The organism is Gilvimarinus polysaccharolyticus (assembly GCF_001187555.1).
Classification (GTDB): Bacteria; Pseudomonadota; Gammaproteobacteria; order Pseudomonadales; family Cellvibrionaceae; genus Gilvimarinus; species Gilvimarinus polysaccharolyticus.
This window is the reverse complement of record NZ_LFIJ01000002.1, coordinates 971,180-992,534: the sequence shown is the minus strand read 5'-3', so window position 1 is coordinate 992,534 and position 21,355 is coordinate 971,180. Positions and strand designations below refer to the sequence as shown.

At 49.3% G+C, this 21,355-nt stretch carries 23 protein-coding genes; 11 read left to right on the top strand and 12 right to left on the bottom strand.

All coding sequences use genetic code 11. The annotated features are described in order from the left end of the window. Positions 1–43: 43 nt before the first annotated feature. Complete coding sequence (locus tag GILYN3_RS12920; protein ID WP_232305591.1) at positions 44–1,333, bottom strand: endo-1,4-beta-xylanase; 1,290 nt, start codon at positions 1,331–1,333, stop codon at positions 44–46. 132 nt (positions 1,334–1,465) lie between these two features. Here GILYN3_RS12920 and GILYN3_RS12910 point away from each other — a divergent pair, with 132 nt between their 5' ends. The 3 genes from GILYN3_RS12910 to hemH all read left to right on the top strand — a co-directional run bounded on the left by GILYN3_RS12910 (position 1,466) and on the right by hemH (position 4,353). Further along, positions 1,466–2,059, top strand: a complete 594-nt coding sequence (locus tag GILYN3_RS12910) for a DNA-3-methyladenine glycosylase I (RefSeq protein WP_049723373.1) — start codon at positions 1,466–1,468, stop codon at positions 2,057–2,059. A 38-nt stretch (positions 2,060–2,097) separates the two neighbouring features. Next, positions 2,098–3,228, top strand: coding sequence for a PQQ-dependent sugar dehydrogenase (locus GILYN3_RS12905; protein WP_049723372.1), 1,131 nt, complete (start codon positions 2,098–2,100; stop codon positions 3,226–3,228). Positions 3,229–3,333: 105 nt separating this feature from the next. Then, positions 3,334–4,353 (top strand): ferrochelatase, encoded by a 1,020-nt coding sequence (gene hemH, locus GILYN3_RS12900; protein ID WP_049723371.1) that lies wholly within the window; start codon positions 3,334–3,336, stop codon positions 4,351–4,353. A 735-nt stretch (positions 4,354–5,088) separates the two neighbouring features. Here the strand turns inward: hemH and GILYN3_RS12895 are convergent. The 10 genes from GILYN3_RS12895 to GILYN3_RS12850 all read right to left on the bottom strand — a co-directional run bounded on the left by GILYN3_RS12895 (position 5,089) and on the right by GILYN3_RS12850 (position 11,712). Further along, positions 5,089–5,799 (bottom strand): DUF4019 domain-containing protein, encoded by a 711-nt coding sequence (locus GILYN3_RS12895; protein WP_049723370.1) that lies wholly within the window; start codon positions 5,797–5,799, stop codon positions 5,089–5,091. Positions 5,800–5,854: 55 nt separating this feature from the next. Next, complete coding sequence (locus GILYN3_RS12890) at positions 5,855–6,721, bottom strand: IS3 family transposase (RefSeq protein WP_049723369.1); 867 nt, start codon at positions 6,719–6,721, stop codon at positions 5,855–5,857. Further along, complete coding sequence (locus GILYN3_RS12885) at positions 6,718–7,026, bottom strand: transposase (RefSeq protein ID WP_049721466.1); 309 nt, start codon at positions 7,024–7,026, stop codon at positions 6,718–6,720. Before GILYN3_RS12885 ends, GILYN3_RS12890 begins: the two co-directional genes overlap by 4 nt. Before the next feature lie 201 nt (positions 7,027–7,227). Further along, the gene (locus tag GILYN3_RS12880) at positions 7,228–7,827 is read right to left on the bottom strand and encodes a hypothetical protein (RefSeq protein ID WP_157484935.1); all 600 of its coding nucleotides are present in this window, start codon (positions 7,825–7,827) and stop codon (positions 7,228–7,230) included. A gap of 89 nt (positions 7,828–7,916) precedes the next feature. Further along, positions 7,917–8,633: a DUF4145 domain-containing protein gene (locus GILYN3_RS12875; RefSeq protein WP_049723367.1), complete on the bottom strand. Its 717-nt coding sequence runs from the start codon at positions 8,631–8,633 to the stop codon at positions 7,917–7,919. 91 nt (positions 8,634–8,724) lie between these two features. Further along, complete coding sequence (locus tag GILYN3_RS12870) at positions 8,725–9,384, bottom strand: hypothetical protein (RefSeq protein ID WP_049723366.1); 660 nt, start codon at positions 9,382–9,384, stop codon at positions 8,725–8,727. A gap of 113 nt (positions 9,385–9,497) precedes the next feature. Further along, a complete protein-coding gene (locus GILYN3_RS12865; RefSeq protein ID WP_049723365.1) occupies positions 9,498–9,731 on the bottom strand; it encodes a hypothetical protein in 234 nt (77 codons plus the stop codon). Positions 9,732–9,837: 106 nt separating this feature from the next. Further along, positions 9,838–10,254 (bottom strand): hypothetical protein, encoded by a 417-nt coding sequence (locus GILYN3_RS12860; protein WP_049723364.1) that lies wholly within the window; start codon positions 10,252–10,254, stop codon positions 9,838–9,840. Positions 10,255–10,611: 357 nt separating this feature from the next. Next, positions 10,612–11,418 (bottom strand): sulfite exporter TauE/SafE family protein, encoded by an 807-nt coding sequence (locus GILYN3_RS12855; protein ID WP_049723363.1) that lies wholly within the window; start codon positions 11,416–11,418, stop codon positions 10,612–10,614. A 39-nt stretch (positions 11,419–11,457) separates the two neighbouring features. Continuing rightward, positions 11,458–11,712, bottom strand: a complete 255-nt coding sequence (locus GILYN3_RS12850; protein ID WP_049723362.1) for a hypothetical protein — start codon at positions 11,710–11,712, stop codon at positions 11,458–11,460. A 61-nt stretch (positions 11,713–11,773) separates the two neighbouring features. Here GILYN3_RS12850 and GILYN3_RS12845 point away from each other — a divergent pair, with 61 nt between their 5' ends. The 6 genes from GILYN3_RS12845 to minE all read left to right on the top strand — a co-directional run bounded on the left by GILYN3_RS12845 (position 11,774) and on the right by minE (position 17,418). Continuing rightward, entirely contained in the window at positions 11,774–12,466 is a 693-nt protein-coding gene (locus GILYN3_RS12845) for a TrmH family RNA methyltransferase (RefSeq protein ID WP_049723361.1), read from the top strand. Between the two features lie 222 nt (positions 12,467–12,688). Then, positions 12,689–14,659 (top strand): glycoside hydrolase family 97 protein, encoded by a 1,971-nt coding sequence (locus GILYN3_RS12840; protein ID WP_049723360.1) that lies wholly within the window; start codon positions 12,689–12,691, stop codon positions 14,657–14,659. 204 nt (positions 14,660–14,863) lie between these two features. Beyond that, entirely contained in the window at positions 14,864–15,412 is a 549-nt protein-coding gene (locus tag GILYN3_RS12835; RefSeq protein ID WP_049723359.1) for a DUF2058 domain-containing protein, read from the top strand. A 180-nt stretch (positions 15,413–15,592) separates the two neighbouring features. Next, entirely contained in the window at positions 15,593–16,318 is a 726-nt protein-coding gene (gene minC, locus GILYN3_RS12830; RefSeq protein ID WP_049723358.1) for a septum site-determining protein MinC, read from the top strand. 30 nt (positions 16,319–16,348) lie between these two features. Further along, positions 16,349–17,158 (top strand): septum site-determining protein MinD, encoded by an 810-nt coding sequence (minD, locus tag GILYN3_RS12825; RefSeq protein WP_049723357.1) that lies wholly within the window; start codon positions 16,349–16,351, stop codon positions 17,156–17,158. Further along, positions 17,158–17,418 carry a cell division topological specificity factor MinE gene (gene minE / locus GILYN3_RS12820; RefSeq protein WP_049723356.1) on the top strand — a complete coding sequence of 87 codons (261 nt, stop codon included), beginning with the start codon at positions 17,158–17,160 and terminating at the stop codon, positions 17,416–17,418. The genes minD and minE overlap by 1 nt, the downstream gene beginning before the upstream one ends. On the opposite strand, the gene GILYN3_RS12815 is transcribed toward minE, so the two are convergent. Further along, the gene (locus tag GILYN3_RS12815; RefSeq protein WP_049723355.1) at positions 17,377–18,870 is read right to left on the bottom strand and encodes an amidohydrolase family protein; all 1,494 of its coding nucleotides are present in this window, start codon (positions 18,868–18,870) and stop codon (positions 17,377–17,379) included. The two genes, minE and GILYN3_RS12815, sit on opposite strands and share 42 nt — an antisense overlap. Before the next feature lie 89 nt (positions 18,871–18,959). Here GILYN3_RS12815 and GILYN3_RS12810 point away from each other — a divergent pair, with 89 nt between their 5' ends. Together GILYN3_RS12810 and GILYN3_RS12805 are read left to right on the top strand one after the other, a co-directional pair. After that, positions 18,960–19,973, top strand: coding sequence for a helix-turn-helix domain-containing protein (locus tag GILYN3_RS12810; protein WP_157484934.1), 1,014 nt, complete (start codon positions 18,960–18,962; stop codon positions 19,971–19,973). Positions 19,974–20,141: 168 nt separating this feature from the next. Beyond that, on the top strand, positions 20,142–21,344 hold the full coding sequence (locus tag GILYN3_RS12805; protein WP_049723353.1) for an MFS transporter: 1,203 nt from the start codon (positions 20,142–20,144) through the stop codon (positions 21,342–21,344). Positions 21,345–21,355 lie beyond the last annotated feature (11 nt).

Genomic DNA, 21,355 nt, shown 5'->3' with positions numbered 1-21,355 from the left:
GGGAGGGAGCCCCCGCCGCACTGCGGCGGGGCAAGCTCAAAGCTTAATCGCAGCCTTGGCCACGGAAAGCATCTGCCACACCCTGCAACGCAGGCTTGGCGGACAGGTCGGCATTAAACAATAATGGCCAAACATCTTCGTAATCGGCACCGGCAGCGTTGGCAAACTGATCCATTAACCAGCTTTCATCGTCGGTCAAACCCCAAACGGTAAAACCGCCACGCTGATTTTCCGGCACAGTGTCAACATACACCTTAGCGACCTCACAAAAGCGTTTTTTCTGGCGTGCGGTCAACTGCTCATCATACTCAGGTAACGCAGGCGTACCGGCTTCATAGGGGTTTACCACCGCAATATCCAGCTCGGTCACCTTCACTTTCAAACCCATATCCACCACTTGCTGGAAGGCATTTTTAAAATCATTGAGTGATGGGTAATCCATGTAAATATGCATCTGAAAACCAACGCCATCAATAATACCTTGGTTATCGAGTGCCTCGGCAATTGCCAATGTTTTGGCCAGCCGAGTGCTATTAGCGGTGTTATCGTAGTCGTTGTAATACAAATCGATACTCGGATCGGTATCGCGCGCAGCTTGAAAGGCTACCTTAATATATTCGGGGATCTCACCATCGGCTACCGGAGGCAGCTCGTTGTAAAACACCGAACGGCGAAAGCCATCTGCAGCACCTTGATCTACCGCTTCATTCACCACATCCCAGCTGGTCACTACACCGGGGTAGTCGGTTTTAAAGTGATCGACGACGCCCGTCACATGATTAGTCAGCATAGCGGCAAAGTCACCTTGGTAACTCTTCATAAAACCAGGCACTTGGTAGTCTGAATGCCACACTAAAGCGTGGCCATGAACGGTCATGCCGTTAGAGGCCGCAAAACCCACCAGCTCATCGGCATCGCCAAAAGTGAAGGTGTTTTCAGTCGGGTGCAAATAGCTCATCTTCATAATGTTACCGGCGGTCAACTGACTGAAATGCCTGATAATGACATCTTGGCGTTGACTGGCATCACTGTGAGTAAAGATACTGTAACCATCATTGGCAGCCGAAACAGCTACGCCCACCGGAAAATCTGAAGGAGTCGTGGCATACAAATCGAAGTCAGGCTCAATGGCAATCGGCCCTTCAGAGCTGGACGACATACTAGAGGAGCTGGACGAACTGGACGAACTGGACGAACTGCTAGAAGAACTAGAAGAACTAGAAGAACTAGAAGAACTGCTAGCATTACCATCATCGGAGCCTGACGAACCACCGCAAGCTGTCAGTACTGTCGCGGCAAACGCAAAGGTCAGCCATTGAAGTTGCATGCGCATATATCACCTATTTTATTGTAGTGGGCAGAGTGGCCTATAATTTCAACTAAAATACAGGCCCTTATGGTCATTATGACCAACAGGTGAGGGCAAGTAAAGCGCAACGCGCAACAGCCATAACAAGGAGTAACTATGAGTAATACCCCTGCCCGTTGCCAATGGTGCAGTAACGACTCCACATACCAGCGCTACCACGACCAACAGTGGGGCGTGCCCTGCTATAACGCGCGTGAGCTATTTGAGATGTTGATTCTGGAAGGTGCTCAGGCAGGACTTAGCTGGATTACCGTGTTAAAAAAGCGCGAGGGCTATCGCGCGGCTTTTTGCGGTTTTGACCCGATTAAAATCGCCCAATTTACCGAGCAAGATGTCGAGCGCCTGCGCCAAACCCCCGCGATCATCCGCAATAAGCTTAAAATAGAAAGCGCCATTAAAGCCGCTCGCGCCTACCTTGCCATGCAAGAGGCCGGTGAAGATTGGGTCACTTACTTGTGGAGCTTTGTCGGTGGTCAACCGATTCAAAATCACTGGCGCAACCTAAGTGAAGTGCCGGTCACCACCGCCGAATCGGACGCCATGAGCAAATCCCTTAAAAAGAAAGGCTTTAACTTTGTTGGCAGCACTATTTGCTACGCTTTTATGCAGGCCACAGGCATGGTCAATGATCACACCATCGACTGTTTTCGTCACCAGCCTTGTAGCGTGTTAGCCGGCCAACATCGCTAACACTGTTACACTAATAAGCTACTACACAGGAGAGCCCTATGTTCACTCGTACCCTTGCGGCAATCGGCTTAGCGGCCCTGCTGGCAGCGCCACTAGATGCCAAAACAATCATCAATAGCGAACGCGCGAATTTTGCCATAGAGATCGTCGCCGAAGGTTTAAAAAACCCGTGGGGCATGGCATTTTTACCCGATGGCTCTGTATTGGTCAGCGAACGCGCCGGCAACCTGCGTTTAGTCAGTACCGAAGGCAAGGTAAGCTCGGCACTGAAAGGCTTACCCGAGCTTTACGCTGCCGGTCAAGGTGGTTTATTGGATGTTGCTATCGACCCCGATTACGCCAACAACGGGCGCATTTACTTTAGTTATTCAGAGCCCAGCCGTGATGGCAAAACCAACAGTACCGCGGTAGCATCGGCCCGTATTAAAGGTGACCGGCTTACCGATGTAACTCGGATCTTTAGTCAGCAACCTAAAGTAAAAAGCAGTGCTCATTTTGGTTCACGACTGGTTTTTGCCCGTGACGGCACCTTGTTTATCACCCTAGGCGACCGCTATTCGCACAAAGACGATGCCCAAACACTCGATAACCACCACGGTAAGGTCGTCCGTATTAACACCGATGGCAGCGTTCCGGCCGACAACCCTTTTGTCAATAGCAAAGGCGCATTGCCCGAGATTTGGTCCTACGGCCATCGCAATATGCAGGGTGCCACCATTCACCCACAAACCGGCGCGCTGTGGAGCGGCGAACACGGCGCCCAAGGCGGCGACGAAATTAATATCGACGTAGGCGGCGTTAACTACGGCTGGCCGGTTATCACCTATGGCGAGAACTACGGCGGCGGCAAGATTGGCGAAGGCTTTAAAAAAGAGGGGATGGCAGCGCCGATTTATTACTGGCTGCCCTCGCTCGCAACCGCTGGATTAACGTTTTACACGGGCGATCAATTCCCCGATTGGCAGGGCGATATGTTTGTCGCCAGTTTAAAAGCGCAAACCCTATCTCGTCTCGATATCGAGGGCGAGCGCGTCCTACACGAAGAGCGCTTGCTAAAAAATGAACTGGGCAAACGCTTACGCCACGTGGTGCAGGGGCCGGACGGCTACCTGTATCTGTTAACCGATGACCCCAATGGCGCCATCGTGCGCTTAGTACCCGCCGATTAATCATAAAGGTTTACCGCCCGCCGTTTAGGTGGGCGGCCACATGCTACCGACAAAAGCTTGCAACAACTGGTAAACTTTGGCCATTACCCACATCAAGGCGCACCCATGGCAGAAAAGTACCGAGCATTGACCGACAATGCCCACGACACCGTTAAAACCACCCCCAAAGTGGGCGTACTGATCACCAATTTAGGCACCCCGGACGAACCAACTAAACGCGGCTTAAAGCGCTACCTTGCCGAGTTTTTATCGGATCGGCGCATCGTCGAAATCCCTCGTCTGTTATGGCTGTTCATCTTACATGGCATTATTTTAAACCTACGCCCTAAACAGTCGGCTAAGCTGTATCAAAGTATTTGGACAGAAGACGGCTCACCACTGCTGGCCATCAGCCGGCGCCAACGCGACGCCATTGCAAAAGCGTTAGGCCCCGAGGTTAAAGTTGCTCTCGGTATGCGCTACGGCAACCCCTCCATCGCCAACGCTTTGACAGAACTGCAAGCTGCTGGCGTGCGCAAAATTATTGTGCTGCCTTTATACCCGCAATACGCCGCCGCCACCGTGGGTTCCACCTTTGATGCCGTATCAAACGAGTTACAACAATGGCGCTGGGTGCCCGAGCTGCACTTTTTAAGTGGTTACTGCGAACACCCAAATTACGCCAAAGCCCTTGCCGCCACCATGAGCGAACACCAAGCCAAACATGGCAGCCCCGACAAATGGGTACTCTCCTACCACGGCACGCCCAAATTTTGCCTAGAAAAAGGCGACCCCTATTACTGCTTTTGCGTTAAAACCACACGCCTAGTTGCCGAACAAGCCGGCCTCAATCCAGACGACTGCTTAACCACGTTCCAATCGCGTTTTGGCAAAGCCGAGTGGCTTAAACCCTACACCGAACAGACACTAAAAGAGTTGCCCGCCCAAGGCGCAAAGCACATCGCTATTTTAAGCCCCGCCTTTAGCGCCGACTGTTTAGAAACTTTAGAAGAGCTAGAAGAACAAAACCGTGAATTCTTTTTAGAAGCCGGCGGCGAGCAATACCACTACATACCCGCACTGAATGATCGTGATGATCATATTGAAATGTTGGTGGATGTTTTGCGAAAGGCTCGTGCGGGCTAAGAGCATGGCAGGTACCGACCACCATTTCTCGGCCCTTTGAAATGGCAAGGGAAAGCTGCTTTAATTTCCCCAATAATTCACAGCGTTTATTAGTAGAAAATTCCATTAAAATAAGATCAAAAAGTTCTCTATGCGTAGTGATCTGACCGTAAAAGCAAGCTTGACCGCTAACAGCGGAATTCACAAATCAAGACCTGGCCCCTTTGTTCATTTATGTAGGTGATTGTTTTAATGCCAGCGTAGCTACCGGTATTACGAGCGCCGGAATAAATGTCGGCCTGGCTATGTTTGTTAGGAGCTACGCAGCCGAGATAATAGATACGCGAGCCCAGACAATAAAATTATAAGTATTGCAGCCAACGGCCAATATGCCACCCATTGTATTGGTAAGCCAGATTGATCTGGATGTAAGAGCCAAAGACTAGCAATTAGAAATAGTGCTAGTGACGCTCCAATATAACCAGCATGCAATACAATACTACTTGGCTTAACCGCGAACTGAAATGCCAACCAGCATAGGTGCGGCACACAATAAAAAAGACCCCCGCCGAATAAAACAACTAAAAATTAAGCAAACTCTTGCCTCGCTCCATAAACCGCTATTACAAGTGCAAAAGCTACTGGAACAAGAATATGTATAGCTGCGATTTTAATTGTTCTGCCTTCTCACACCCGTAGCTGCGGACGACTTGTAGCGACGAAGGAGCGAAAAGGCGTTCCGACAGCCTGCGCTTGTTATGCATGCGGCCCTACTCCAAACCCCATTACAGCCCAACTTCCGTTTTCTTGGTGGAAATTTACCCTTATAAGAGCCTTTTTATCATTCTTGTATGTTTGCAAGTAATGGATAGATAAAAACTCAGGTATACCCTCAAACTCTTCGTAGTATTGTGCACGAATAAAGTCGGTAGAAATTGGAACATCGTACTCTGACAACAAATTTTTAATAGCAGCTGTTAGTTGCTCTTCTGTCATAGAATCTCTAAGCAAGCTAGAGCTTGAAGATAGGATATTTTCTGTCGAGCGGCTAAACAACGATCTTGCCCAATCCTGCCCTTTAGGCGACAGGTTCCTGAATAGCTCATCTTTTGATGCATGAAACTTTGCTAACTTTGGGATAAAGGTTTTGAAATCTGACTTCAAAGAGTCAATATTTGATGCAACCGCCGGAACTTTCATGCTGTAAGTAATCTTGTAACCTGGTTTCCCATCTTCTGATCGTACAAAGTAACCCAGCTTAATTCCTTTAGCCGTTGACTCATTAAGACTCGGAACTTTGTAAGCGATATACCGAGAATCGTAATACATCAAGTCTTCAGCTAACTTTACATTCTTTTCAGTTTCTGGATACGTTTCAATGACAATAAATTGAACATCATTAACATTAAAACTACAGCCAGATAACGCGAAAAAAATTGCGAGCCAAACACTAGCTAGATATTTCAATTGCTGCCCCTTACTTAGTTGTGCTGGTGTTCCCCACAAAAAGTAGACACTCTAACTATGCAGCCAATGCTGCCTTTTCTTCAAACGTTACCGGGCTCATACCGTCGTTTGCAGAATGCCTTCTTTTTCGATTATAAAATATTTCAATATAGGCAAAGATACCGGATTTCGCCTCGTCAATCGAGCGATAGTTCTTCGCATATATAAGCTCAACCTTCAAACGGCTAAAGAATGATTCCATTGGCGCGTTATCCCAACAATTACCTTTCCGGCTCATGCTCAGACGACATCCATTTGAGACAAGGTAATCCACATAACCTTGCGCTCGGTACTGCGTACCACGATCGGAATGCACAATTAAACCCGGAGCCGTTTCTCTACGACTAAACGCCATCGCCATGGCATCCTTGACCAAAGCCTCCGTCATAGACTCATCTAACGACCAACCTACAATCCGACGAGAATACAGATCCATTACGGTCGCCAAATATATCCACTTATCCTCAACCCAAATATAAGTGATGTCAGTCGTCCATTTTTCATTAGGTTTGCTCGCAGAGAAATCACGCCACAAAACATTATCAGAGACGTTCAACATAGTGAGACTATTTCGAGAATACTTGAAGCCCTTGCCATTTCTAGCCTTGATACCCTGCTCAGCCATGATTTGAGCCACGTAATTCAGCGAACAAGGGTAACCCAGTTCGTTCAATTCTTTGGTTATACGCGGTGCGCCATAAGCTGCCTCGAACTCCTCGTAGGTATCCTTAACAAGCATCTCCATTCCTACTCGGCGCTTCTCTTGAACCGGTATCCCTCGTTCTAACCAGCGATAATAACCACTCCTAGAAACACTCAATACCCGGCACATTAGAGCAATCGTAAACCAACCAACGTGCTCAGCAATAAGGGCGTACTTCACTCGGGGTTGTTCGCGAAGTACGCAGCTGCCTTTTTTAGAAAAGCGAGCTCCTCCTGTAAGCGCTTATTTTCCCGCTTTAGTTTTCGAACCTCTTCGCTTTCTGACTTTGAATAATCTACGCCCGCCGCTGTATTAAACTGCTTATCGGAAAGGCGATTAAACTGACGACGCCAGTTGTATATTTGTTGAGCGCTAACACCTAATTCCTTGGCGACCGATGCCGTTGTATTGCCGTCCTTTTCTGCGCGTTTGACCGCCTCTCGGCGAAATTCTTCAGTGTATGCTTGCGTCTTCTTACGTGCCATTTCGAGCACCTCCGTAGTAGTGAATCTAACTATACAGGGTGTCTACTAATTATGGGTAACACGGGTGCATAACGCCGAGTTCAGCGGCAGTTTTTAAGTTGTGGTTTTATGGAATACTTTTGCGCAGAAAAACCATAAAACCGCGACTTAAAAACTGTCCAACGTAGGCACGAAGTGCCGGAGTGATGCTGGAACGACTTGTTATGTTTTGATACCCAATTCAATTGCCGACACTTCATACAGCACATGCAAAACAAGTATAACTTGAGGAATGTTTACCGCGTCAGCGTTATTTTCGTAAACATAGCGCCATTGAACAAATGCATGATTGATATTTTTTAAGTGATCTTTGAATAAAGTTCCTGCTTTAACTTCATATTGGCATTCTAATTCCTTTGTTTTTTTATTTATTTTGTCTTTTATTTTATTGGGAATAGTTTTAAAAATCGATGTCAATATGTGTGTATCTGTAATTTCAGCATTAATTTCTTGTAAACATTTTAAGTACATTTCTGCTGCAAAAGCAGAATTAACAACGAATGGGCATATACTCTGAGGATTTCTTGGCCGCTTCTTCAAGTCGTGCTCATATAGATATGCAGAAGTGTTTGCAAATGATTGAGCCTGATCAAATATTCTTTTTGCTTTAGAGATTTCATTCCAAAGCCCCTTTTCTTTTAGAAGCTCCTGTGCCAGCAAAGCCATTTTTTTCGAATCATTTGAGTCAGTAATATACCCTACAGGCACATTATCAGAATAAACAGTCCTCATTCCCTTTGGAGGTTCGGCCTCTACGATCATTAGGTTACCTCGCTTAAACATAACGCCTTATATAAACCGCGCGAGGAACGAGCGCCGGGCGGCCGAAGGGCGCGAATTTAATATTTTTGTTAGTTGGCTTCTTCTATTAAGCCAGCTGATATATTTTTTAATGCGATACTGATCATTGCTGCGGAACCACTGTAGATCATTTGAATAAGGTGCTCCGCATCTTCAATGTATTCAAATAATGAAGAGTGGTCTAATTCATAAAGAGATTTTAAATTCTCAATCAGTTTGGAGTTCCCTCCAGTAAGATCCCAATTATGAGCGGCTTCATTTCTAATGTGCCGAATGAAGTTCAATCGCTTACTTTGCTCATCTGTAATAAGATTGTGTTGAGCTGAAAACTTAATCTTCTTGTCAAATGTCCTAATATCTAATTTATTCGGGTTCTTATCTGGAAAAGATCTTAGTATCAATGTATTTAAAATTTTATCTAAAACCACCCCCCACAAAATTGCCACACTTCGATAGGACTTCTTAGTATTCTCTTCATTAATCAAATCCAAGTACTTTAGAAACTCGATTTCACTATCATTTAGCTGATATCCCTCATCAGGGATATTAAAGTCTATTACTCTTGGCTCAAATGCTTTGACTTCACCGTAGTCACCATTAATACACTGCGACCAAATTTCGCGCCCATGCTTTTCACAGTCATAGGCAGACGCTGTAAATTCATGCTCTTCTTTCATATGGCTGAATTTTACGAAGCAGTTTATTTGCGATCCATCTTCGCTTACAAAGCGTGGGTTTCGTATGGTTTCAGCAATAATAGTTATCATAGATTTATCCTAAGCCTACTAACGCCGCAATGTGCGGATTTTAAAAGTGGAGGCGAAGCCGGAGCTTTTAAAATTCCGAACCATTGCCTTGTTAGCCCTTTGCAAACCATTGCTTCGTGAAAATTGAGTATGTTTTCATTGGCTCTTCAAAGCATGGCTTAGTAACCGTATCCAGCTTATCCTGAACTGACTGTAACTTTTGGCGAATGTCATCCTCTTCATCCATGCGATCCCAGAATATGCCTTCATGTCGGTGCATTTCATCTAAGTGCCTTTGAAACTCGTCCCCTTCCATTGGTACACGACCTTGCCGTTGCCAGTAGTGAGTGGCCAATTGCCTTGCCGAAACAAAAATGCTGTTTAGCGTTGTATTGCAATCGGTAAAGATGTCTTCTGTCTCAGGACCAAACGTAGCCATAAATTTATACTTTAGAGTGTTGAAACGAACGAAGGCTTCTTTTCTGGTTTCATATCGTTCAAATACGATGTATCCGCGGTCAAGCAATGCACCTTCATCTTGTGTCTCATGCTCGCCTTTCTTTCTGGATTTTCCTTCATCCCCAGATGAGAATGGGTTTCTTATTGTTGCAATAACATCTTTTATTTCGAAAAATGAAGCTAGAACTTCTTCTGCAAGTTCAATTCTTCGTTTACCGATAAATTCTCTCTTCCACGCCCCAACTCCAGAAATTATTGCCCAGCAGGCTGCAATAACTGCAATTGCTTGTCCGATAAGTGCGATTGATTCCATAACTTCCTTTATAGGGCTAACGCCACAATTTGCGGGCGCCTGAAGCGAAGCGTAAGGCGCTCCGCAAGATTGTTTTGTTAAGTGAGATAGCACGCAGTAAATACTTAGCTGTGTTATTTGCTATGAATTTTGTCATCAGCTTCACATAAGTGAACTATTAGGTTTAACGTCCACTGCTCTTTATCTTTTTCCGGCACTGGAACATCGAATACTCTTGGATTTCTAATTGTACCGACCTCAATCCAAGCACTCGTATCGTAAGTTAAGTTCCAATTGCCTTTAGAATATTTTACGCTCTGGCTATCTTTATCCCATCCATTTTCTATCAAAAAACTCGAAAATGACATTCTGTAAATTCCCTAGATCCACCTAACGCCGCAATAACCGAGCGGAGTATTGCGTGGTAATGTGAGCGAAGCGAACCACGCAATGCGGAGTCCGGTTGATTGCTTGTTAACTGCTGCCTGCACCATACTCTACCTCTATTCTGTTAAGCCAACCCCAATTGTGCTTGGCTTTGTATTCGGTGCCATTTAACGGCCGACTGATTGAAAGTATACTTTCTGAAAGCCATTTTAGAGTTGGTGCTACTTCGTCTGGGTGACCATCAATTATATAAATATTCCCTTTGCTATTACTTAAGTCTTCCCGTGCACCGATTATTGATATTTGAGTACTAAACCCAGCTGTAGCGCCACAGTCTCTTTGAAAGATCACGGCTTTATGAGAATTACTTGGTGATAGATACTCTTTGTGCACATAGTTTCCGCACATATCGCCGCCAAACCAGAAAACCACACCGAGAAAAATCGCTGGTATAGCTAGTAACGTTAAAACAACTCCAATGGCAATTTTTAATACGAGCTTCATAGGCAGTTAACATTTTAATAGGCTCCTTCCAGAAATCCCGAGACTAGGGAGCCTATCCTTTATTGAATTTTAACTGAAACTATCCCCAGCCCCGTGCCGAGTCAAGCCTCCAGAGGATTTTGGTTGACCTTCAATCACAAATAGACCGTATTGAGAGGGCGTTTATTTTTGATTTAACCGTACACTCCAAGCAATTGATTATTAAGCCTTACTTTCAATTCGCCTAAGATAGTAGCCTTGATAGGCTCCCTGCCAGACTATCGTATCTATTTAAATAGACGGTACTGATCATTTTTGGACATATCAAAAAGCTGTTCGGCATTTATAGAGCTGCCTTAGAAGCGAGCCTGAGAAACCCTACCCCACCAACACCCCATGCAACATCTTAACCGCCAACAACACCATCACCACCGCAAACACCCGCTTTAAAGTTGCGACAGGTAACCGGTGCGCCAAGCGCGCACCGAGCGGCGCGGTGATAAAGCTCATCAGCGCCATCGCCAACACCGCTGGCCACACCACAAAACCTAAGGTGTGACTGGGCAGCCCCGAAAGCCCCCAGCCATTGACGATATAACCTGCCGCACCGGCGGCGGCAATGGGTAAACCAACCGCCGCCGAGGTGCCTACCGCTCGCGCCATAGGCACATTGCACCACACCAAAAATGGCACGGTGAGCGAGCCGCCGCCAATGGCCACCAATGCCGACACCCCACCAATACCAGAGCCGACTGCACCAAGACCCACCGGGCCGGGCAAAATACGATCCGCGTGCGGCGGTTTACCGATCATCATATACAGCGCCACCGCGCTCATAAACACGGCAAAAAAGATCGCCAGCGGTATGCCACTTAAAAAGCTCGCGACAAAGGTCGCGGCAAAAGTACCCAGCAATACACCGGGCGCCAAACCGCGCACCGCCGGCCAAACAACCCCACCACGCAGATGATGCGCACGGGCGCTGGCAATGGCCGTAGGGACAATAGCCGCCATCGAGGTTCCTAGAGCTAAATGAACCTTATGTTCGGGATTAAAGCCTTGCGCAGCAAACATCATAGTTAACACCGGCACCATAATGCCGCCGCCACCCACGCCCAATAAACCGGCAAACACACCGGTTATTGCACCCAGCGCGAGATAACTTAGCAACCATATCCAATCCACAAAAACTCCCGCTACTTATCGCGTTAACTCACCAGCTGTTTATTTCGATTCGGTGTCATCATCGGCCGGCTTAGCACGGCCCGGCCCTTCGCGCTCCATGCGTTCAAGCTCACGCTGGTATTTTTCTAGATCTTCCCAATCGTAAGGGCTGCCAACATTTAAGCCCTGTTCCAAATGCTTAGCACGCTCACGCGCATTATGCTCTAACGAGTGATCTTCCTCGCTATCGTCCACTTTGCCAGTTTTAGCTTGCTGTTCTCGCTCGTACTTTTTTAAAAAATCAGATGCCTTCATGAGCTCCTCCGGTTGTTTGGCTCTATAATGACGCTTTTGCCATCGATAATAAAAGTCATCCATGAGCCGCGAACGTTTTGAAAAGTTTATAAGAGTGTTGCACCAACGTCAGCCCGATATGACGGTGCTGACCGATAAAGTCCACAAAGGCCAGAATATCTCGGCCATTATGCGCAACGCCGAGGCCGCCGGCATTAGCGAAGTGCATATGGTTAGACCCGAACACGGTGGCGTAGTGTTCCACAACACCGCCGGCGGTATTGGCCGCTTTACCTCGCAGCGAGTACACGAGCGCATTGAAGATGGTTTTAAGCACCTGCGCCAGCGCGGGTTTACCTTAATTGCGGCACACTGGTCTGATCGCGCGGTGCACTATCGCGAGGCCGATTACACTCAACCCTTTGCACTGGTCATGGGCGCCGAGCGAGACGGTTTAAGCGATTACGCCGCACTCGAGGCAGATGCGCATGTCAGTATTCCCATTATGGGCTTAGTTGAAAGCTACAACGTTAGCGTTGCCGCAGGCATCATTCTGCAAGAGGCCATGCACCAACGGCAGCAGGCAGGCCACTATCTGCGCGGCTGTATTGAGGATGAACACTACCACCAAACGCTGTTTGAGTGGGCGCAACCGGCCATGGCGCGTTACTGTAAGCAGCACAAGCTCCCCTACCCTAAGCTAGATGAAGACGGCGACTTAATACCGCCTGCTGCCGGCGCTTACCGGCGCCCCAAAGATTCGCGGGAGCCTTAAATTAACGGCCCGGCAGCAATCTGCGAGCAATACTCTATTGTAGCCACAGAACCAACCTAATTAGACTCGCCCGCCACTAAAGTCTTTGGTGTTATAGCGCTTAGGGGCCCATCTCAATGCCCACCGGCGCTTGTATTCAACGATCCTTGGCGGCAGTATGGCCGTTATAGATAAAGAGCAATCACACCCCATAATTAATAACATAACAATAGGCTTACGAATATGGCTCCCCCCCGTCTGGCAACGCTCCACTGTACTGTGTTATTCACGCTGCTGGTAAGCGCCGCGCAAGCCGAAACCTTTAAACTGCAATCACCCAATGAGCGGCTGACGATTAGTGTCGATGTTACGCAAACCGTGAACTGGTCGGCCAAGCTCGATGACGCCGCGGTGATTGCCCCCAGCAATATCGGCTTAACGCTAAAAGGGCTGGGCGATATCACCCGCGACACCAAGCTGATCAGCGTTGACCGCAACGAAGTAAACAGCAGCCACACGCCAGCGGTAAAACACAAATCGGCCATGATTACCGAGCACTACCGCGAACTATCGCTGCGGTTTGATAATGATTTTGGCATTGATTTTCGCGCTTATAACGACGGTGTTGCCTATCGGTTTGTCGGCGAGCACAACAACAGCGTAACCGTTGAAGACGAAACCATGGGGCTAAATTTTCCCGCAGGCGCCACGACATTATTCCCCGAAGAAGAGTCGTTGATCTCTCACTATGAGCGCTTGTATGTGCCGAGCAAAGTAGCCGATATCAGCCCCGGACGCTTTGCCTCGCTGCCGGCCTATATCGGCGTTAATGACATTAATATTGTCTTTACCGAGGCCGACTTGTATGACTACCCCGGTTTATTTTTATACGGCACCGGTAAAGACGGTTTTAGTGCGGGCTTTAGCAACGTGGTGGCCGAAGCCACGCCGATGGCGGGCTCGAAAGATCGCAACCAACTTCTCAGCTACACAGATTACATCGCCAAAACCCAGGGCCATCGCCACTACCCTTGGCGCGTTGCAGTGATCAGCGATAACGACGGCGCACTGGTCGAAAGCCAGCTGGTCTGGTTGTTATCGCGCAAAAACCAACTGACCGACTCCAGCTGGATAAAACCCGGCCGTATCGCTTGGGATTGGTACAACGCCAACAACTTATTTGATGTCGATTTTAAATCGGGCATCAACACCCAAACCTACAAATACTACATCGACTTTGCCGCCGAATACGGCCTTGAGTACGTGATCTTGGATGAAGGCTGGACCAAAACCACCAGCGACTTAATAACCATGAACCCCGAAGTCGATGTGCACGAGTTGGTGCGCTACGGGCAAAGCAAAAATGTCGAGATTATCCTCTGGGCACTGTGGGGGCCGCTCGACCAAGACTACCAAAATATTTTAAAGACCTACGGTGAGTGGGGCGTGGCCGGCATTAAAACTGACTTTATGCAGCGCTCCGACCAAGAGATGGTAAATTTTTACGAGAAAATCGCCCGCGAAGCCGCCAAGCACGAGCTGTTAGTGGACTACCACGGCGGCTTTAAGCCTGCGGGCTTACGCCGCGCTTACCCCAACGTCATGAGTTACGAGGGTGTTAAAGGGAACGAAAACAACAAATGGAGCGCCGACATAACCCCCGAGCACAACGTCACCTTGCCGTTTATTCGCATGGTAGCGGGCCCGATGGACTTTACCCCTGGAGCGCTGCGCAATGCGCATTTAGCCAATCACCACATCAGCCATTATCGCCCCGTTAGCTTAGGCACCCGAGCACATCAAGTAGCCATGTACGCCGTGTACGAAAGCGCACTGCAAATGCTATGTGAGTCGCCCTCGACTTATCGTCGCGAGCCAAAAGTGACCGAGTTTATCAGTCAGTTTCCCGCCGACTGGGACGAAACTCACGTGCTGGATGCACAGGTGGCTGATTATATTTTAGTAGCACGCCGCAAAGGTGATAACTGGTACTTAGGCGCCATGACCGACAACACCGCGCGCACCTTAAGTATCGACTTTAGTTTTCTAGGAGAGGGCAAATTTACCCTCACCGCCCTCGGCGATGGCAAAAACACCGAACACTTTGCCGAAGACTACACCATCACAACCCAAGCACTACAGGCGAACGACCAGCTCACTATCAAGCTCGCCTCCGGTGGCGGTTGGGCGGGGGTCATTAAAGCGGCTCAATAACAAGCCCATGGGCGCGAACAACCCAGTTGCCGCGCCCTACAGCCACAAGCGCAACAAATGTAGCTAACATTTTGCGTAAAAACGTTGCTTGATACGCCTTTACCGCCAACGCTAGAGTGATACCGATTCTCGCGCGCGAGCCAACATGGCATAATACGCCAAGTAATTATCAACGACCTTTATTACAACGTTAGAGAGAACCCCATGGCGTCCTTGCAAGATCAACTGAAACAAGCGGGCTTGATCAACGAGAAAGCAGCCAAGCAGATTCAAAAAGACAAACGCAAGCAAACCAAGCAAGCGCATAAATCGAAACAGGTGGTGGTAGACGAGACCAAACAATCGGTACAAGCGGCACGAGCCGAAAAAGCCGAGCGCGATCGCGAGCTTAACCGTCAGCGCCAAGCCGAAGCCGAGCAAAAAGCCATTGCCGCGCAAATCAAACAGCTAATAGAAACCCACCGCCAGCCAAAACTAGCCCGGGGCGAAGCCGAGCTGGAATACAACTTTACCGATGGCAAAACCATCAAAAAACTGCTGGTGAGCGCCAAAGTACAACAACAGCTGATGCGCGGCCAACTCGCCATCGCCAAACTCGGCGAGGGTCATGAACTGGTCCCCCGCATTGTGGCCGACAAAATCGCTCTGCGTGACAGCGATAGCATTATTTTGGCCAAGACGCAGGCGACCGACGAGCCCGACGAAGACGATCCATACAAAGATTACGTCATTCCCGACGACTTAATGTGGTAATACCCCCCTCAATCCCCCGCCGTCCGTATCACGGCAGGCGGGGGTTTGTTATATTGCGCGGCAGCGCGCATTCGGGCGCACTCAATCTGTTAAACTAAAGCCGCGTAAATTGGCGACATAACAGAACATTTTCACCCCGTCGCAGCATTGCGGCGACACAATAGACATTAGGACACGGAGATGGCAGAAGCCTGCTTCCAGATTAAGGGCACCAGCTTGACAACTATGTCGCTGGATCTGTATCACTACCAGCCCCAAGAATTTTCCGAGCAATTACGCGATAAAGTTGCCTCGGCGCCTTTGTTTTTTACCGGCTCCCCCCTGTTTTTAAACCTCGCCTCGTTCGAAGGTGAGGCTGACCGCGAGCTGCTGCAAGACATCGTTAAACAATGCCGCAGTGTTGGGTTTCAGCTATTTGGCTGTAAAGGGGCCAGCGATAAAGTCGCCCAAGTAGCCCGCGACGCAGGCTTAATACATTTGCCCGCTTCGCGCCCCAAGGCCGACAAGAGCCAAGCCGAACCGGCTCCGCCTACAGATGAGGCGCCAGCCGCAAGCGCGCCGCAAAATACTGCAGCATCGCTACCGGCACGAGTCATCGAGCGTCCAGTGCGCTCGGGGCAACAAATTTACGCCGAAGGCTGTGACTTAATTTTATTGGCTCCCGTCAGCGAAGGCGCCGAGGTGATATCTGATGGCCATATACATGTTTACAGCACCTTGCGTGGCCGAGCATTAGCCGGCGTACGCGGTAACCCAGACGCGCGAATTTTTTGCCAGCAATTAGAGGCCGAGTTGGTCTCTATTAACGGGCATTTTATTTTAAACGACAAACTGCGTGAGCACTGCTGGAAGCAAGCGGCACAGATATACCTACAAGACGAATCCATTCAAGTGGCAGCGCTGTAACACCACTGACGATTAATACGAGGACAACACGTGGCTAAAATCATAGTAATAACATCTGGCAAAGGTGGCGTTGGTAAAACCACCTCAAGCGCGGCGATATCCACCGGCCTGGCATTACGCGGCAAAAAAACCGTGGTTATCGATTTTGACGTGGGCTTGCGCAACCTAGATTTAATTATGGGTTGCGAGCGCCGTGTGGTGTACGACTTTGTCAACGTGATCAACAAGGAGGCGACCCTCAAGCAAGCACTGATCAAAGACAAACGCACCGAGGGGCTGTATATTTTGCCCGCCTCGCAAACCCGCGATAAAGACGCTCTAACCTATGAAGGCGTAGAAGCAATTCTGAACGAGCTGGCCGAAGACTTTGATTTTATTATCTGCGACTCACCCGCCGGTATCGAGCAGGGCGCGCAAATGGCGCTGTACTTTGCCGAAGAAGCCATTGTGGTCACCAATCCCGAGGTATCGTCGGTACGTGATTCCGACCGCATTTTAGGCATTTTACAAAGTAAATCGCGCTTGGCCGAACAAGGTAAAGCCGTTAAAGAACACCTGCTGCTAACCCGCTACAACCCATCGCGTGTTGCCAACGCCGAGATGCTAAGCGTAGAAGACGTAGAAGAGATTTTGGCAATTCCACTGCTGGGCGTTATCCCCGAGTCCGAAGCGGTACTTAAAGCGTCAAACCAAGGCTCACCGGTCATTCTCGACACCGAGTCTGAAGCCGGTCAAGCGTATCAAGATGCGGTCTCTCGTCTGCTGGGCGACGAGGTTCCACATCGCTTTTTAGAGCAAGTGCAAAAAGGCTTCTTTAAGCGATTGCTAGGAGGCAAGTAATGGGCATACTGGATTATCTGTTAAAGAAAAACAAACCATCCTCATCGGCCTCGGTTGCCAAGGAGCGATTACAAATTATTGTCGCTCACGAACGCAGCACCCGCGGCCAACCCGATTACCTGCCGCTAATGCAGCAGGAAATCATCGACGTCATTCGCAAATATGTCGATATTGATCAGGACCAAGTTTCAGTACAACTCGACAACGCTGACGACTGCTCAGTGCTGGAGTTGAACATCACCTTGCCCGACGCCAAGTAAAGCCCTTGCCGATAGTGCTTCACGCGCTATCGGCACGCCGCCCAAAATCACCCACTCTATGCTGTCATAGGCGCGGGCAGACTGCAGCGGGTTACTCGTCAATAACAGCAAATCGGCACGCTTACCAGCCGCAACCGTACCTAACTGTTCCTCCAACCCCAGTACCGTAGCATTGCCTAGTGTTAAGGCATAAAACAGTTGGCTCAAACTCACACCACTCTCGAGCCATTGTTGAGTTTCTAAATAACCGTTCAGCCCTGGGAATTGAGTGTAAATAGGCCCGCTAGGCGTATCTGAGCCAAATACCAAATTGCTGTTGCTGGCAATGAGTTCAGCCATGTACTCTTGCATCAGATTCACAGGTGCCACCAGCGCCGCTTGAGCTGCTTGGTGTAGGTCTGGAGCCGATTTGATAGCCAACCCATGAGCCATTTGTTGCGCCATCCACTGCCCTGACTCTGAGCGATACCACTCTATCAATCCCTCTGGCATAGCATGAGCCACCTTATCAGCCTGTAAAAAAGTTGTATCAAACAGCGCCTGCTCGCCCAAAATAACTTGTAATGTAGGCTGCACTTTTAACCCACTTACAGATACCCGCTGGGCTAAAGATTTCACCGAATTTTGCTCCCCATGCCAAAGGCCATGCACCAACATATCCACCCCAGTTTGCAGCGCAAATTCGTGTGCTTGCTCACTATTACCATGCAAATACACCGGCAAATGATACTTGTGCGCCTCCTCAACCAGCTCGCGCATCATGGCCACTGTGGGTACTGGCAAGTTCTTTAGCCGACCAAAACCTGTTTCATAAAACACTTTAATGCAGCGTGCTTTGGTGGCCGCAATGCGCGCAACCAAAGGCTTTACTTTATGCGCTTGGCTGCCTTCAGTGGTAGCCATTAACGATGTCTGACGCTCATCAAACAAATAAAACTGTGCCGCCGGAGAGCTCAACTGCTGCTCCGCTGGAATCCAGGCGAGAGGATAACCACCGGGAATCGGCACACCAACACAGTGATAAGCCTGAGGCGCTAAAGGCTGTTGGTTCCAGCTCTCCAGCATCGAATCAGTACTGATTAAATCCAATAAAGTTGTAAAACCAAAGTAAAGATAGCTGCGCGGTATCTGCGCTAATGCCTGCTCACGCACAGGCGCTGGCAACTGCTCTGACTCACCCGGCACCCCCTGCAAATGCACGTGAGTATCAATCAAGCCTGGAATCAAATATCGTCCTTGCCCCTCGATTACCCTCGAGGCCTGCCCAGGCACCTTACCAATAGCCACAATCCGTTCGCCTTCAAGGTATACATCGGTAGGCTCACCCAGAGGCGATCCCGGATTGACAATTTGTACATTTTTGATCAATACACTTGCTGCCTGAGGACTGGCCCAGCTCGAGGTTCCGGACAACCCTAAAATAAGCATCACCAAAGAAAAAATTCGCCGCATCAGATTTACTCCTGTTTGTGTTGAGTTAGTGTCTACCTTGCGACAAAAATCGGTATCATGCGTCCTAAAACGCGATCGAGGACATACGCTTGCTCACAATTTTCTATTCCATCAGCGCGCCTCTGTGCCTACTGATCGCCATTAGCCTACTGTTCAGCCGAGCACTCAACCCCCTGTGTGCTCGCATGCTGGGTATTAACTACCTGCTTTACGCCTTGCAAAACACCTTGGCCGCGGCATTGCTTAGCCAGCTGTGGTCCGAGGCTGCAATCGTGCGCGCCCTTGGTGCCATGTGGCTGGGGCCGGCGCTTTATGCTTATTATTTAAGTGTGCTGGCACCCAATCATTTGCAGCTCCGCCACCAATGGCTGCATGCAATCCCCCCTGCTCTTATGTTGCTAGGGCTAAGCACACAACACGGTGGGCTATTAGATGCACTAATTATTCTAAGTTTTGCGGGCTATTGGGGGGCCGCCGTGTGGCGTTTGCGGCAAAGCTCCGGCGACAATTTAAAACAGCAAAAAGATGCCCGAACTTGGCTTTGGTTACTGGCAGGTTTAATGCTGCTAAATCTGCTGGTCGAGCTTGCGGCGGCCTTCGAATTGCGCAACGGCATACCCATTATGCACAGCGTGTCACTCACTGTCGGGGCAGGCTTGTTTCTGCTGGTTCACCTTGCCGCCCTGATGTTGGTACTGGCCCGCGCGCCGCTAGTCGAGTGGATGCACCAGCTAAAACCTGTCAATAATCTAGCGACGCAAAGCGAGACACAACAACGGCAACTCTTTACGCGCTGGCAAACATTAATTGCCGAACGCGAGCTGTACCGCAGTGAACAGGGCATCACCCTGGCTCGTGCCAGCAAGCTTTTAGGGGTGCCCGCTCGACAACTATCGCAGGCTATTAACCTCTGCGCTGGCGTTAGCTTTTCACGTCACCTGAACGACTGGCGGGGAGAGCGGGCCAAACACCTGCTTATTAGCTCGCCCCACATGTCCATCACCGAGGCCTACCTAGCAGCGGGCTTTGCCACCAAATCACATTTTCACCGAGAATTTACCCGGGTTACTGGGCAAACGCCTAGCGCCTATCGAAACATTTAGCCTGTTAACAATTTACATAGGTATTCATTCATCTTAACAACGCCTTAACACTCAAAGACCCATTCTTCGCGTAAGATGGCGCACTCCATCAACCACCAGACAATATTTACCGGTCGCGCTCGCGTGCACTGGGTGAAATTCGTTGTCCTTTTGTACGCGAAACATTTTATGCCGCAAGAACAACCTAAGCTCAGCAAAACCGCCATGTGGATGATTGAAATCGCTCTGGCCATTGGCGGCTTTGGCATCGGTACTGGCGAGTTTGCCACCATGGGCCTAATGCCCAGCATCGCCGCAGGGCTGGGCGTGAACGAGCCACAGGTAGGCCACGTGATCAGCGCTTACGCATTGGGCGTGGTCATCGGCGCACCACTGCTCGCCATAGCCGGCGCACGCTTATTCCATCGCCACCTATTGTTACTTCTCATGGGCTTTTACGCGCTGGCCAATATCGCCAGCGCCTTTGCGCCCAACTACGAAAGTTTAATGGCGATGCGCTTTATTGCCGGCCTGCCTCACGGCACCTACTTTGGTGTTGCAGCGTTAGTGGTCGCCAGCTTAGTGCCGCCCAGCCAACGGGGCAAAGCTGTCAGCCGAGTAATGATCGGCCTTACCCTTGCGGTACTGATTGGCAACCCATTGGCCACGTGGCTCGGTCAATCCATCAGTTGGCGCTACGCTTTTGCCTTGGTCGGCGCTATATCGGTGTTGAGTATCGTGCTTATTTTGATCTTTGTGCCACTCAACAAACAACAAGTGCGCAACAATCCCCTGCACGAAATCAAAGCCTTTAACCGTCTGCAGGTATGGCTGGCACTGCTTATTGGCGCCACCGGCTTTGCCGGCGTATTTGCCGTATTCAGCTACCTAGCCCCGACTATTTTGCACGTGACCGGTCAAAGTAAAATGTGGATTCCTATTGCTATGGCCGCGTTTGGCTTAGGCGGCTTTACCGGCAATATTGCGGGTGGCTGGCTGTTTGATAAATATCAGTTTAAAGCCGTGGGCGGCGTACTGCTGTGGAGTATTTTTATTTTATTGCTCTACCCGCAAGCCACCTCAGAGCTATGGAGTATTTTATTGGCCGCCTTTTTAGTCGGCACCGTAGTCGCTGTATCACCACCATTACAAACACACTTGATGGACGTCGCACCCGGCGCCCAAACCTTGGCCGCCGCATCGCATCACGCCGCTTTTAATACCGCTAACGCCATTGGCCCACTACTGGGAGGTTTGGCGATTTCGACAGGATTTGGCTGGAGCTCGACCGGTTACGTAGGTGCCGCCACCGCCGCTGTAGGTTTGATGTTTTTTATGATAGCGCTGCGATTGCAGAACAAAAAGGCCAGCAAGGTAAATGTTCGCGCATAGCGAAAGTATGC